Annotated in this window: 13 protein-coding genes; 2 read left to right on the plus strand and 11 right to left on the minus strand. The window is 66.0% G+C overall.

Going from position 1 to position 12,589, the window contains the following annotated elements; genetic code table 11:
- Position 1 precedes the first annotated feature (1 nt).
- The 5 genes from pyrC to ACXAJT_RS16250 form a co-directional block, all read right to left on the minus strand.
- Positions 2–1,291: a dihydroorotase gene (pyrC, locus tag ACXAJT_RS16230; protein WP_475236911.1), complete on the minus strand. Its 1,290-nt coding sequence runs from the start codon at positions 1,289–1,291 to the stop codon at positions 2–4.
- A 55-nt stretch (positions 1,292–1,346) separates the two neighbouring features.
- On the minus strand, positions 1,347–1,892 hold the full coding sequence (locus tag ACXAJT_RS16235; protein ID WP_475236914.1) for an aspartate carbamoyltransferase catalytic subunit: 546 nt from the start codon (positions 1,890–1,892) through the stop codon (positions 1,347–1,349).
- Positions 1,893–1,904: 12 nt separating this feature from the next.
- Positions 1,905–2,855 (minus strand): aspartate carbamoyltransferase catalytic subunit, encoded by a 951-nt coding sequence (locus ACXAJT_RS16240; RefSeq protein WP_475236915.1) that lies wholly within the window; start codon positions 2,853–2,855, stop codon positions 1,905–1,907.
- A gap of 155 nt (positions 2,856–3,010) precedes the next feature.
- Positions 3,011–3,580: a 16S rRNA (guanine(966)-N(2))-methyltransferase RsmD gene (gene rsmD / locus ACXAJT_RS16245; RefSeq protein ID WP_475236916.1), complete on the minus strand. Its 570-nt coding sequence runs from the start codon at positions 3,578–3,580 to the stop codon at positions 3,011–3,013.
- Positions 3,577–4,788, minus strand: coding sequence for an NAD(P)/FAD-dependent oxidoreductase (locus ACXAJT_RS16250; RefSeq protein WP_475236920.1), 1,212 nt, complete (start codon positions 4,786–4,788; stop codon positions 3,577–3,579). Before ACXAJT_RS16250 ends, rsmD begins: the two co-directional genes overlap by 4 nt.
- Positions 4,789–4,869: 81 nt before the next feature.
- On the opposite strand from ACXAJT_RS16250, the gene ACXAJT_RS16255 reads away from it, so the two are divergent.
- Positions 4,870–5,358 (plus strand): redoxin family protein, encoded by a 489-nt coding sequence (locus ACXAJT_RS16255; RefSeq protein WP_475236921.1) that lies wholly within the window; start codon positions 4,870–4,872, stop codon positions 5,356–5,358.
- A gap of 157 nt (positions 5,359–5,515) precedes the next feature.
- Here ACXAJT_RS16255 and ACXAJT_RS16260 read toward each other — a convergent pair whose 3' ends face one another.
- The 6 genes from ACXAJT_RS16260 to ACXAJT_RS16285 all read right to left on the minus strand — a co-directional run bounded on the left by ACXAJT_RS16260 (position 5,516) and on the right by ACXAJT_RS16285 (position 11,455).
- Positions 5,516–5,806 (minus strand): 4a-hydroxytetrahydrobiopterin dehydratase, encoded by a 291-nt coding sequence (locus ACXAJT_RS16260; protein ID WP_475236924.1) that lies wholly within the window; start codon positions 5,804–5,806, stop codon positions 5,516–5,518.
- On the minus strand, positions 5,803–7,014 hold the full coding sequence (locus ACXAJT_RS16265; RefSeq protein WP_475236927.1) for a GNAT family N-acetyltransferase: 1,212 nt from the start codon (positions 7,012–7,014) through the stop codon (positions 5,803–5,805). The genes ACXAJT_RS16260 and ACXAJT_RS16265 overlap by 4 nt, the downstream gene beginning before the upstream one ends.
- A gap of 68 nt (positions 7,015–7,082) precedes the next feature.
- A complete protein-coding gene (locus tag ACXAJT_RS16270; RefSeq protein ID WP_475236929.1) occupies positions 7,083–7,844 on the minus strand; it encodes a glycerophosphodiester phosphodiesterase family protein in 762 nt (253 codons plus the stop codon).
- On the minus strand, positions 7,844–8,305 hold the full coding sequence (locus tag ACXAJT_RS16275; protein WP_475236931.1) for a RidA family protein: 462 nt from the start codon (positions 8,303–8,305) through the stop codon (positions 7,844–7,846). Before ACXAJT_RS16275 ends, ACXAJT_RS16270 begins: the two co-directional genes overlap by 1 nt.
- A gap of 109 nt (positions 8,306–8,414) precedes the next feature.
- Complete coding sequence (locus tag ACXAJT_RS16280) at positions 8,415–9,725, minus strand: HlyD family type I secretion periplasmic adaptor subunit (protein ID WP_475236934.1); 1,311 nt, start codon at positions 9,723–9,725, stop codon at positions 8,415–8,417.
- Entirely contained in the window at positions 9,725–11,455 is a 1,731-nt protein-coding gene (locus tag ACXAJT_RS16285) for a type I secretion system permease/ATPase (protein WP_475236936.1), read from the minus strand. Before ACXAJT_RS16285 ends, ACXAJT_RS16280 begins: the two co-directional genes overlap by 1 nt.
- Before the next feature lie 212 nt (positions 11,456–11,667).
- Here ACXAJT_RS16285 and ACXAJT_RS16290 point away from each other — a divergent pair, with 212 nt between their 5' ends.
- Positions 11,668–12,414 carry an MlaA family lipoprotein gene (locus tag ACXAJT_RS16290; RefSeq protein ID WP_475236938.1) on the plus strand — a complete coding sequence of 249 codons (747 nt, stop codon included), beginning with the start codon at positions 11,668–11,670 and terminating at the stop codon, positions 12,412–12,414.
- The last annotated feature ends 175 nt before the right edge of the window (positions 12,415–12,589 follow it).

Genomic DNA, 12,589 nt, shown 5'->3' on the forward strand with positions numbered 1-12,589 from the left:
GTCAGGCGCTCCAGACGGGGGTTCCGGCGACGAGTGTCTGCAGCACCTTGCCCTGCAGCCGCGCCCCGTCAAAGGGGGTATTTTTGGATTTCGACTGCAGCTTGAAACGGTCGAGGATGAACGGCTTGTCGGCGTCGAAGATCACCAGATCAGCGGGCGCGCCTGCCGACAGCCGGCCACAGTCGAGACCCAGCCGTTTCGCCGGGTTGAGCGACAGCCCGCGGAACAGCGTGGGCAGATCGACCTCGCCGGAATGATAGAGCCGCAGCAGCACCGGCAGCATCGTCTCCAGCCCGACCGCGCCCGAGGCGGCTTCTTCGAACGGCAGACGTTTGGATTCCTCGTCCTGTGGCGTGTGGAACGAGCCGATCACGTCGATCAGGCCGGTGCGCAGCGCCTCGAGCACGGCCTGCCGGTCGTCTTCGGAGCGCAGCGGCGGTTTCACTTTGAAGAAGGTGCGGTAGTCGGCCACGTCCATCTCGTTCAGCGTCAGGTGGTGCATCGAGATGCCCGCTGTCACGTCGAAACCGTTTTTCTTGGCGCGCTCCAGCGCGGGCAGGGCGCGGGCGGTGGTGATCTGGTCGGCGTGGTAGCGCACGCCGGTCATCTCGACCAGCGCGATGTCACGGTCAAGCCCCATGCGTTCGGCCATCGGCGTGACCGAGGGCAGCCCGCGCAGGCTGGCGAATTTTCCAGAGCTGGCGGCGGCGTCTTTCGACAGGATCGGTTCCTGCGGGTGCGCCATGACCAGCGCGCCCAGCGAGCGGGCGTAGGTCATCGCCCGCGACAGCACCTTGGTGTCGGTGACCACGCGGTCGCAATCGGTGAAGGCCACGGCGCCCGCGTCGAGCAGGAAGCCCAGCTCGGTCATCTCGCGCCCCTCGCGGCCCTTGGTGAGCGCCGCCATCGGCAGTACGTTGACCGGGGCGGTTTCATTGGCGCGGCGGCGGATGAATTCCAGAACCTCGGGCGAGTCGATCGCCGGTGCGGTGTCGGGGCGCGTGACGATGGTGGTCACGCCGCCCGCGGCAGCGGCCATGCCTGCGGTCTTGAAGCTCTCCTTGTGGCGCTCGCCGGGCTCGCCCACCTTGACGCCCAGATCGACGATCCCCGGCGCCACATGCGCGCCGTTCAGATCCTGCGCTTCGGTTTGACCGGAAAGCTGGGCGATCTCGTCCGCCGAGGTCAGCACCGCCTTGATCTTGCCGCCCGAGAGCAGCAGCGCGCCCTCGGTGACGGCGCCCGCTTCGGGGTCGATCAGCCGGGCGTTGTAGAGCAGCGTGTCTTTCATTCCTTGCCTCCGGGCGGCGGGGTGTCTTGCAGGGCGGGCGCGTGGTCCATGCGGATCACGTCGCCCGGAAGATGGCGGCGAGCAGCAGCAGCACGAGGACGCCGAGCCCGAGCAGCGTGTAGAGGACCATCCGGTTGCGCGGTTGCGCGGCCTCGGGCGCCTTGCTGGAGGTGCTGCCGCGCGCGGCGTTGCTGCGCAGCGCCGGGCCGCGCGGGCTGGCCTTCTCCTCCGAGAAGGTGCCGATCCAGCGCAGCGGCGTGGCAATGCTGAGGTCCTGCGTCACGTGATCGAAGGCTTGGCTGGGCAGGATCACCACATGGCCGGTCAGCGCGTCGAGGCGCGGGCGCATCTGGGCAAAGGCCTCGCCGGTCAACTGGTGCGCTTCGGCGAGGTAGCGCGACAGCGGCATGTCGCCGAGGTCGCGGATCGAGACAACGTCGACGAAGGCGTTGCGCAGTTGCCGCGCGCCAAGCGCATATTGCAGCGGCCATTCGCCGGTGCCGGCCTGCGTGGTGAACCGTTCGACCGCCTCGGGCGGCAGATCGAGGTGGAACACCCGCACAACGCCGCTTTCCGAGCCGTTGATGTGCATCTTGGTCATGACGCGCCCCGATCAGATCGCCAGTTCGGTGGGCCGGGCGCGCAGGTTGCGGGCCAGCAGGTCCATGGCGGCCATACGCACGGCGACGCCCATCTCCACCTGCTCCTGAATGACCGAGCGGTTGATGTCGTCGGCGATGGTGCCGTCGATCTCGACGCCGCGGTTCATCGGGCCGGGATGCATGACGATGGCGTCGGGCTTGGCGTGCGCCAGCTTCTCGGCGTCCAGCCCCCAGCGGTGATAATACTCGCGCTCGGAGGGGATGAAGCCGCCGTCCATACGCTCTTTCTGCAGGCGCAGCATCATCACCACGTCGACGTCTTTCAGGCCCTCTTCCATGTCGTCATAGACCTCGGCGCCAAAATCGGCGATTCCCGAGGGCATGAGCGTGGACGGGCCGACCAGACGGATGCGGTTCTCCATCTTGTGCAGCAGCAGCAGGTTAGAGCGCGCGACGCGCGAATGCGCGATGTCGCCGCAGATCGCGATGTTCAGCCGGTGCAGACGGCCTTTGGCACGGCGGATGGTCAGCGCGTCCAGCAACGCCTGCGTCGGGTGCTCGTGCCGCCCGTCGCCGGCGTTGATCACCGCGCAGTTCACCTTCTGCGCCAGCAGGTCCACCGCACCGGAATGCGGGTGGCGCACCACCAAAAGATCGGGATGCATGGCGTTGAGGGTCAGCGCCGTGTCGATCAGCGTCTCGCCCTTTTTGATCGAGCTGGCCTGCATCGACATGTTCATCACGTCGGCGCCAAGCCGTTTGCCCGCCAGTTCAAAACTGGCCTGAGTGCGGGTGGAGTTCTCGAAGAACATGTTGATCTGGGTCAGCCCGGCAAGCGCGTTCGCATGCTTGTCGCGGGCGCGCGACAGGGTCACGTAGCGCTCGGCCAGATCGAGCAGCGTGGTGATCTCGTCGGGACGAAGGGGCTCGATGCCCAGAAGGTGGCGCTGGTCGAAACGCATGGAACGGCTCCCCTGAAGTTGTGGCGGTTATAGAAACGCATGGCCCGCGCGACAAGTGGTCGCGAGTGCCCGGCGTGGGTCCGCCGTTTGGCAAGCCCCCGGGATCAGGAGAGGATCAGGCGCGGGCGGCAGGCCGCCAAGCGCAGGTTGGCCGTTCAAGGCGCTTCGAGCAAGGTCACCGTGGTGTCGCCATAGCGGCGCGTGTCGAGCGGGGTGAAGCCTGCGGGCGCGTCCTGCGGGCCACTTTCCTCCCAGACGATCAGCGCTTCGGGGGCCAGCCAGCCTTGCGCCCGTGCTGCCTGCAGCGCCTTTGCGCCTAGGTTCAGCCCGTAAGGCGGGTCCAGAAACACCAGCGTTGCCGGGGCCGCCGCCTGCGCCTCGGCGGGCGGCAGGCGGGTGGCGTTGCAACCCAGCATCGTGGCCCGATCCGCACAGCCTAGCAGGCGGATGTTCTGCTTGATCAGCTTCTGTGCGATGCGCCCGTCGTCGACCAAGACGGCCGAGGCGGCGCCACGCGACAGCGCCTCGAAGCTCAGCGCGCCGGTTCCGGCGAAGAGATCGAGCACCACGGCGTCCTCGAACGGGTCGCCGAACCGCCCGCCACCAAGCATGTTGAACAGGCTCTCGCGCACGCGGTCGGTGGTCGGGCGCAGATGCGCGCCCGGATCGCCCTTGCCGACGGCGGTGAGCGGGCGGCCGCGCCAGTCTCCGGCGATGATCCTCATGGTTTCAGCAGCGCCTTGAGGTCGCTGCCGGCGTCGGCCACGACCTCTGGATCGGCGCTCTTGCCCGCCTCGATCAGCCGCTTGCCGACCATATAGGCGCGCGGATCGTTCATCGCGTCGAGCGCGATCAGGCGGCCGCCTCTATAATACCAATGCGACACCGGGCCTGCGCCGCCATCCCGCACCACGACCTGATCGTAGCCCGCGTTCAGCCCGGTGATCTGCAGTTTCACGTCGTACTGGTCGGACCAGAACCACGGCTTCGGCTGATAGGGCGTCTCGGCGCCCATGATGTTGTCGGCGACCGCCTCGGCCTGATCGATGGCGTTGCCGACGCTTTCCAGCCGGATCTGCGACCCGCCCAGCGGGAAGGAGGCGCAATCGCCCGCCGCCCAGACATGCGGCGCAGAGCAGCGGCCCATGGCGTCGGTGCGGATGCCGTTCTCGATCTCAAGGCCAGCGGCCTCGGCCACCTCTGTTTCGGGCAGGATGCCGACGCCGACGATGACGAAATCCACCGGCAGGGTGGTGCCATCGGTCAGCTCGGCCGCGGTGACGTGGCCTTCCTCGCCCAGCAGTTTGCCAAGGCCCACACCCTCGCGCAGATCCACGCCTTGCGCTTTGTGCAGGGCCCGGAACCAGTCCGAGGTCTGAGGCGCGGCGACACGCTGCAGGATGCGGTCGGCCATTTCCACCAGCGTGACCTGCAGGCCGAGCTTGGAGGCGACCGCCGCCGCCTCGAGCCCGATGTAGCCGCCGCCGACGATCAGCACTCGCGCGCCTTCCGTAAAGCGCGCGCGCATCGCATCCACATCGGCGATGCCGCGCACCACGCAGACCCCTTCCAGATCGCCACCGATCGCGGCGGGCAGCTGGCGCGGCGCAGAGCCGGTGCAGAACACCAGATCGTCATAGGCGATCTTCTCTCCGCCCGCGATGACATGCCGCGTCTCGGTATCGACAGAGACTGCAGGTTCGCCCAGCATCAGCGTGATGTTCTGATCGTCATAGAAGGCGCGCGGACGCAGGTAGAGCCGGTCCTTGTCCATTTCGCCCAGCAGGTACGCCTTCGACAGCGGCGGGCGCTGGTAGGGCGGCTCGTTTTCGGCACCGATCACGGTGATCGCGCCATCGAAGCCCTTGCCGCGCAGACGCGCCACCAGAGAGGCGGCCGCCTGTCCCGCGCCGATCACAACAACATGCCCCATGGCCGCCCCCATTTCCATTTTCCGTCGTTTGCGCGAAACCTATATCCCGAAGAGATGGAAACGCAATCAAGGGAGGCCTGCATGGCCCTGACGGAAGGTGACACTCTGCCCGAGGCAAATCTGGTGCAGATCGGAGAGGCGGGCCCCGAGACGGTCGCGCTCGGCGATAGGCTGAAGGGGCGCAAGGTGGTGATCTTCGGCCTGCCCGGAGCGTTCACACCGACCTGCTCGTCGGCGCATGTGCCCAGCTTCATCCGCACCAAGGACGGTTTCGACGCCAAGGGTGTGGACGAGATCATCTGCGTGTCGGTCAACGATCCCTTCGTGATGCAGGTCTGGGGCGAAAGCACCGGGGCGACCGAGGCCGGGCTGACCATGCTCGCCGATCCGGAATGCGCCTTCACCAGCGCCATTGACATGGAGTTCAGCGCGCCGCCCGCCGGGCTCATCCGCCGCTCCAAGCGCTACGCGATGTATGTCGAGGACGGCAAGGTCGTGGTGTTCCACGAGGAAACTGGGCGCGGCACCTGCGAGACTTCCGGCGGAGAGGCGCTGCTGGCGGCGATCTGACAAAGACCCGGAGGCGTCTTTTGCGGCGCCGCCGGATTTGCGTATTTGGAAAGAGAAGAAGCTTTGAAGCGAAGACGCATCGGGTCTTCTTCTCTTCAAAAATACGCAACTCCGGCCTCCTCCACGCGCTGGCGCGCAGGGAGGCCGGGCGCGGCGGTCACAGCGTGTCGAGCTTGCGCGCCAGCTTGGCATCGAGCGAGCTGAGCCCGCCCACGTCATGGGTGGTCAGCGTGACTTCGACGGTCTTGTAGACGTTGCGCCAGTCGGGATGGTGGTTCCATTTCTCGGCCCAGAGCGCGGCGCGGGTCATCCACGAGAACGCCTCGGTGAAATCGTCGAATTCGAAGGTCTTGCACAGCGCGTCTTCGGCCTCGTTCATCTCCCAGCCGTTGTCGAGCAGCGGCGCCAGCATGGTGGCGCGGCCGGTGTCGGAGAGTTTCTCAGTCATTGGGTGTCCTTCCCGTGGTCTTTCCGGAACGGGCCGTAGGCGGTGAGAACCTCGATGTCCTCGTCCACGGCGCGTGCCTCGGCCTCCAGATAGCGCGCCACGGCGCGGGCAAACCCCTTGTCGGGAAACCAATGTAGCGAATGCGTCTGGCTGGGCAGATATCCGCGTGCCAGCTTGTGTTCGCCCTGCGCCCCGGCCTCCACCCGCCCGAGGCCATGGGCGATGGCGAAGTCGATGGCCTGATAATAGCATGCTTCGAAATGCAGGCAGGGGTGATCCTCGATGCAGCCCCAATAGCGGCCGAAGAGCGCGTCGCGGCCAATGAAATTGAGCGCCCCGGCCACCGGCATGCCCTCGCGCTCGCAGATCACCAGCGCGATGTCTTCGCGCATCGTCTCGTGCACCTCGTCAAAGAACTCGCGGGTCAGATAGGGCGTGCCCCATTTGCGGTTGCCGGTGTCCTGATAGAAGGTCCAGAACGCGTCCCAGTGCTCGGGCTCGATCTCGTCACCGGTAACAACGCGGATGACGCCGCCAAATTCCTGCGCCCGTGCGCGCTCTTTGCGGATCGCCTTGCGCTTGCGCGAGCTCAGGTCGGTGAGGAAGCCTTCGAAATCGGCATAGCCCTTGTTCAGCCAGTGGAACTGTTGGGTGACGCGGCGCAGCAGGCCCATGCGCTCGCCGGCGACGGCCTCGCCCTCGGTGCAGAAGGTGATGTGCAGCGACGACAGACCGTTTTCGGCTGTCAGCTGCACCGCGCCCTGTACCAGCGCCATCATGCCTTCGGCCTCGTGGCCGGGCCGGGTGAGAAAGCGCCGCCCGGTGGCCGGGGTGAAGGGCACGGCGATCTGCAGCTTGGGGTAATAGTCGCCGCCGGCCTGCTCATAGGCATGGGCGAAGCTGTGGTCGAAAATATACTCGCCCTGACTGTGACCCTTGGCATAGAGCGGCGCGACGGCGATCAGCCGTCCGGCCTTTTCGGCGGCCAGATAGCGCGGCTCCCAGCCGGTGCCGCGCCCGACCGAGCCGGAGCGTTCCAGCGCGCGCAGAAAGCGCCAAGTGGTGAAAGGATCGTCCGGGCGCCCGCCCTGTGCCGCCTCGGGGCAGGCGCAGGCGTCCCAGTCGAGTTCGGGAATCTGGTCAAGCGAGCTCAGCACGTTGACGGCGATGGTCTCGCCAGCTGTCTCGGTGGGACTCTGGTCGGTCATGCGAAATTCTTCGGCCGTGTCATCACTGGGGAGTATCTGACCCCGGCGGCGCCGGGATCAAGACACGCTCACGCGAGATAGTGCTCGAAGGTGACGTTCTGGGCCACCTTGCGCGCCTGTGCCTCCTGCTCGGGCGTACGGATGGTCCAGCACAGGATGTTGGCACCCGCGCTCTGCAGTTCGGCCACCCGCGGGCTGCCGAGGTCGCGCCAGCCGTGGCTGATGAAACACGCCCCGGTGCGGTCGTAGTCGGGAACCGCGCGCAGTTCGTCGAGGCGCCAGCCGGGCACACCGGCCCAGTGCTCGGGATCGAAGGCATCGGTGGTGAGCCCGCGCTGCACTTGCGGCGCCAGCCGTGCCATGCGGGCGATGGAATGGGGGTTGAAGGACATCACCGCGACCGGCCCGTCGTAGCGGCGCAGCGCCTCGGCCGTGGCCTTTTCCAACTGTCCGACGTCGGGCCCGAGCGCGCCGTCCTGATCTTTTACCTCGATCAGCAGCGGCACCCGACCCGCGACCAGATCAAGCACTTCGGTCAGCGTCGGGATGCCTTCATCGCCGCCCTTGAGCCGCAGCCCCGACAACTCGGCGGCGTCGCGGGCGCCGAGCAGACCACGCGCGCCGGTGAGCCGTTCCAGCCGCTCGTCGTGAAAGACCATCGCCACCCCGTCGGAGGACAGCTGCAGGTCGATCTCGATGCCGTAGCCCTTGTTGATGGCGGCGGCGATGGCGGCGCGGGAGTTCTCGGGCCGGCCCGCCGCGAGATCGTGCAGAGCACGATGCGCGATGGGCCGGTCAAGAAAAGCGGCGGGCAGGCCGGGCACGGGCATCACGCGAGCTCGAAGATCGCTTCGATCTCGACGGCGACGCCCATGGGCAGAGAGGCCGCGGACACCGCCGAGCGCGCGTGTTTTCCGGCGTCGCCAAAGACTGCGACCATGAGGTCAGAGGCGCCGTTGATCACCTTGGGCTGATCGGTGAAATCGGCGGTCGAGTTGACGAAGCCCACCAGCTTCACCACGCGCTTGAGCTTCGACAGATCGCCGCCGCAGGCCGCCTTGGCCTGTGCGATCAGCGACAGCGCGCAGCGCTCGGCGGCCTTGGCACCGGCCTCGACATCCAGCGCGTCGCCGAGCTTGCCGGTGATCAGGCCGTTGTCGTCCATGCTGATCTGCCCCGACACGTAGAGCATGTTGCCGCTGTGCACGTAGGGCACATAGTTGGCGGCGGGGGCGGGCGCGTCGGGCAGCGACAGGCCAAGCTCTGCAAGGCGGGCGGTGATATCGGTCATGGGAGCCTCCTATTGACGTGCGCGGACGCTAGACGCAGCGGCAGCCAAAGAAAAGGGGCCGCGATCACGGTGGATCGCGGCCCCTTGCGTGCAGGTCTGCGCGGCGCGCTCAGCTTTCGCGGAAGGCTTTCGAGAAGTAATCGGTGAAAGGCTTCACAAGATAGGCGATCGGCGTGCGGTCGGCGGTGCGCAGGAAGGCCTCCACCGGCATGCCGGGGATCAACTGGGTGCCCTCAGGCAGGCGGTCGATCTGGCCTTCGTCGAGCATGATCTCGGCGCGGTAGAAGCTGGCCGAGGTGTTCTCGTCGGTGAAGGCGTCCGCCGAAAGCTGCGTCACCGTGCCGAAGGTTTCTGGCGTGCGGCGCTGGTCGAGCGCCGAGAAGCGCAGCGTCACCTCTTGCCCGACGTGGACCTGATCGATGTGGATCGGCGGCACCTGCGCGGTGATCACCAACGGCCGGTCCTGCGGGATCAGATACATCACCGGGTCCGCGGCGCGGATCACCGAGCGCTCGGCGAAGACCGTCAGCCCGTAGACGATGCCGCCCACCGGCGCGGTGATCTCCATGCGCTTGAGCTTTTCGAGCAGCGCGAGGCGCTGTTCGGCCAGTTCGCGTTCGCGATACTGCATGTCGCGCAACTGGGTGATTGCCTCTTCGCGGCGGGTGGTCGCCAGTTTCAGCACCTCGATGTCGATCTCGGTCATCCGGCCTTCGGACTGCGCCTTTTGGGCGGTGAGATCGCCGACGTCGCCGGACAGACGCGCCTCTTCGCGTTGCAGGGCGAGAACGCGGCTGGCCTGCGCGAGACCGCGGTCAAGCAAAGATTGCTGATCGCTCAGCTCCCGCTCGATCAACGCCAGCTGGCTGCTAAGCGCGTTTTGCTGGGCGTTGAGCCCGTCGACCTGGTTCACGATCTGATCGCGGCGCTTGGTCAGCTGCTCGGACTCGCGGTTCAGCGACTCGAGGCGGGCAAAGAACAGGTTGCGCTGGCCTTCGATCAGTTCCTGCACTTCCTCGTCGTATTCGGCCACCTGCAGCAGCGTCTCGTCGAACGCCAGTTCCTCGGAGCCGTCACGCTCGGCCTGGAGGCGCGCGCGGCGGGCGACCAGTTCGAAATACTGACCCTCGACGATGTTCAGTTCGGACTGCAGCAGCGTCGGGTCGAGCTTGATCAGCACATCGCCAGCCTCGACCACATCGCCTTCATCGACCAGAATCTCCTCGACGACGCCGCCGTCGGGGTGCTGGACCACCTGCCGGTTGCGCTCGACCTGAATCTGGCCGCCGGCGACGATGGCGCCAGAGATATTGGTGGTGGCGGCCCATGTGCCGAAGCCACCGACGAGGATAAGCAGGGCAACAAGGCCCAGCGTGAGCGGTTTGTTGAGCGGGAAGCGCTTGTCGGTCTCTTGCGACATCAGCGGACACCTCCGGGCCCGGCATGCCGGGTAATCTGTTCGTGGTTCTTAACCTGCGAGCGCAGCACCTCGTCCTTCGGACCGAAGGCGACGCGGGCGCCGTGTTCGAGCATCAGCAGCATGTCGCACTCGCGGATCGCGGCGGGGCGGTGCGCCATGATGATCACCGCCTTGCCCTCTTCCTTGAGACGGCGGATGGCGGCGTTCACCGCCTCGCTGCCCTCGTTGTCGAGGTTCGAGTTGGGTTCGTCGAGCACGAGGATCATCGGGTCGCCATACATGGCGCGGGCAAGCCCGATGCGCTGCATCTGGCCGCCCGACAGCCGCCCGCCCGTGGCGGTGACGCGGGTGTCATAGCCCTTGGGCAGCTTGAGGATCATCTCATGCGCGTCGGCTTTCTTGGCCGCTTCGACGATCTTCTCGGGGTCGGGCTGGTCGGCGAGGCGGGCGATGTTCTCGGCGATGGTGCCGTCGAACAGGCTGACCCGCTGCGGCAGATAGCCGATGTGCTTGCCCAGATCCTCGTCATACTGATCGAGCGTCGCGCCATCGAGACGGATGCGCCCGCCAGCGGGGCGCCAGACCCCGGTGATCGCGCGCGCCAGCGTCGATTTGCCCGCGCCCGAAGAGCCGATGACGCCGATGGCGTGGCCCGGTTGCAGGTCGAAGGACACGAGGCGCAGCGCGGCCTGTTGTTCGCCCGGGGGCACCACGGTCAGCTGCTGAACCTCCAACAGCGCGCGGGGGCGCGGCAGCGGCGTGCGGGCCGGCTCGGGCGGCATCTCGCCCAGCAGTTCCGCCAGATTGTCCCAGCCTTTGCGGGCGCGGGTGACCATCGGCCACTGGCCAATCGCCAGTTCGATCGGGGCCAGCGCGCGGCCCATCAGGATCGAGCCCGCGATCATCGCACCGGCGGTCAGCTCGTTCTGCAGCACCAGATAGGCGCCAAGGCCCAGCATCGCCGACTGCAGCAGCATGCGGAAGCTCTTGGTCATCGTGGTGAAGGTGCCGACGAGATCGTTGGTCGAGATCTGGCCGTTCAGCGCCTCCGAGCGGGCCCGGTCCCAGCGGCGGAACGCGGCCCCGCGCATGCCCATGGCCTGCACCGTTTCGGCGTCGAGGCGAATCTGCTCCGAGGTCTGTTCGGCGGCCAGCACGGCGCGGTTGGATTTCAGCGTGGGGGTGCGGCTGAGCATCTGGTTGGCGATGGTGATGATCACCAGTACCACACCGCCGGCGATGGCCAGAAAGCCGAGCCACGGGTGGAAGATGAAGATCCCGGCTATGAACAGCGGCGTCCACGGCAGATCGAACAGCGCCATCAGCACCGGCGAGGCCATGAAACGTTGCACGGCTTCGAGGTCTTTGAGGCCGGTGGCGGCCAATTCGTCCATTTTTACCGCTGAGCGTCGAATCACCGCGTCGAACACGCGCATGTCGAGCGCCGCCTGAAAACGCGCCGCGACGCGCGCCATGACGCGCCCGCGGGCATAGTCCAGCACGCCCATCATCCCGTATAGGAAAACAACCAAAGCGGTCAGGGCTATCAGGGTCGCCTCGGACCGCGAGCCAAGCACCCGATCGTAGACCTGAAGCATGTAAAGCGGGCCCGTCAGCATCAACATGTTGACGAAGAAGCTAAAAACACCAACGAACCAATAATAGGCACGGCTTTGCTTGCGGGCGGATGCGAGTTCATCTGCACCTGCAGATTTAATTCTATTTTGCATGAGCGCTATTCCGCTCTCCATTTGTCTGTATTTCGTCTGCGACGCGGGTCATCTAAAATAATCATGTCGCTCTCGTGCCACGACCGGGATCCATGCTGTTTGTCGGCTTGGGCTTGGCGGCTTTTCCAATTACCTAGATCTTGTACATCAAGATTCGGTTTTTCCTAATGACAATTCCACGGTCGGGTCCACGGTCGGGTGGCGGCGCCTCGTTGCTGCGCGCCTTTGCTGCGCTGGCGCTTATAACGGGATTCGCGGCATGTGCGACACCCGGTCCGGGCGAGTCTTCGGATGGCATATTCGATCCGCAGGAACCCGCCAATCGCCGCGTCCACACGTTTAACAAGAAAGTTTACTCGGGACTCTCCGGAGGCGGTGATAGCGGGATGATTTCATCGCTGCCGCAGCCGGTTAAATCAGGGGTGGTGAATTTCTCGGATACGGTGGCCCTGCCGCAGACCGTGGTGAACCAGATCCTGCAAGGCCGGCTGCTGCGGGCATCGCGAAACACTCTTCGCTTTTCCGTGAACGCGACGCTGGGTGTGGTTGGGTTGATCGACATCGCCGGGCCCATGGGGCTGCCCGAGGATCGCAGCAACTTTGGCGAAACGCTCTACGTCTGGGGCTTTCCAGAAGGAGCCTACATGGAACTGCCGGTGCTTGGTCCGTCGACCGAGCGCGAGACGGTGGGTCTTTTCGTCGACTTCTTCACCGATCCTTTCGCCTATGTGCTTCCCTCGCCGCAACGCTATGTTCGCTACGGCGCGCGACTGGGCGAACTGGCGATCAAACGCAGCGAGTATGGGGATGCGATCGATGCGGTTCTGGAAGGCAGCGCCGACAGCTACGCGCAGGCGCGGGTGATCTGGCTTGAAAAGCGGCGCCACGAACTGGGTGACGACAGTATTGAAGGCGCGGGGTTCATCGACCCCGAAGCTTTGGACACGGAGGGATTTTGATGGGCTATTTCGCAAGCCGCCGCAGTTTCATCGCGGGCGCGGTTTCGCTGGCTGGGCTGGGTCTGCGGCCCTGGGGGGGGGGGGGGGGGGGGGGAGCGAGAGAGAAGAAAGAGAAAAGAAACAGGGAGGGGGAAGAGGGGGGGGGGGGAGTGATGGGAGAGAGAGAAACAAGAAA

This window comes from Salipiger sp. ABF4_146 (assembly GCF_056161345.1).

What these genes read in the sequence shown, in the direction of transcription:
- pyrC (WP_475236911.1), bottom strand. Translation starts at nt 1,291, where the DNA reads ATGAAAGACACGCTGCTCTACAACGCCCGGCTGATCGACCCCGAAGCG.
- ACXAJT_RS16235 (WP_475236914.1), bottom strand. Translation starts at nt 1,892, where the DNA reads ATGACCAAGATGCACATCAACGGCTCGGAAAGCGGCGTTGTGCGGGTG.
- ACXAJT_RS16240 (WP_475236915.1), bottom strand. Translation starts at nt 2,855, where the DNA reads ATGCGTTTCGACCAGCGCCACCTTCTGGGCATCGAGCCCCTTCGTCCC.
- rsmD (WP_475236916.1), bottom strand. Translation starts at nt 3,580, where the DNA reads ATGAGGATCATCGCCGGAGACTGGCGCGGCCGCCCGCTCACCGCCGTC.
- ACXAJT_RS16250 (WP_475236920.1), bottom strand. Translation starts at nt 4,788, where the DNA reads ATGGGGCATGTTGTTGTGATCGGCGCGGGACAGGCGGCCGCCTCTCTG.
- ACXAJT_RS16255 (WP_475236921.1), top strand. Translation starts at nt 4,870, where the DNA reads ATGGCCCTGACGGAAGGTGACACTCTGCCCGAGGCAAATCTGGTGCAG.
- ACXAJT_RS16260 (WP_475236924.1), bottom strand. Translation starts at nt 5,806, where the DNA reads ATGACTGAGAAACTCTCCGACACCGGCCGCGCCACCATGCTGGCGCCG.
- ACXAJT_RS16265 (WP_475236927.1), bottom strand. Translation starts at nt 7,014, where the DNA reads ATGACCGACCAGAGTCCCACCGAGACAGCTGGCGAGACCATCGCCGTC.
- ACXAJT_RS16270 (WP_475236929.1), bottom strand. Translation starts at nt 7,844, where the DNA reads ATGCCCGTGCCCGGCCTGCCCGCCGCTTTTCTTGACCGGCCCATCGCG.
- ACXAJT_RS16275 (WP_475236931.1), bottom strand. Translation starts at nt 8,305, where the DNA reads ATGACCGATATCACCGCCCGCCTTGCAGAGCTTGGCCTGTCGCTGCCC.
- ACXAJT_RS16280 (WP_475236934.1), bottom strand. Translation starts at nt 9,725, where the DNA reads ATGTCGCAAGAGACCGACAAGCGCTTCCCGCTCAACAAACCGCTCACG.
- ACXAJT_RS16285 (WP_475236936.1), bottom strand. Translation starts at nt 11,455, where the DNA reads ATGCAAAATAGAATTAAATCTGCAGGTGCAGATGAACTCGCATCCGCC.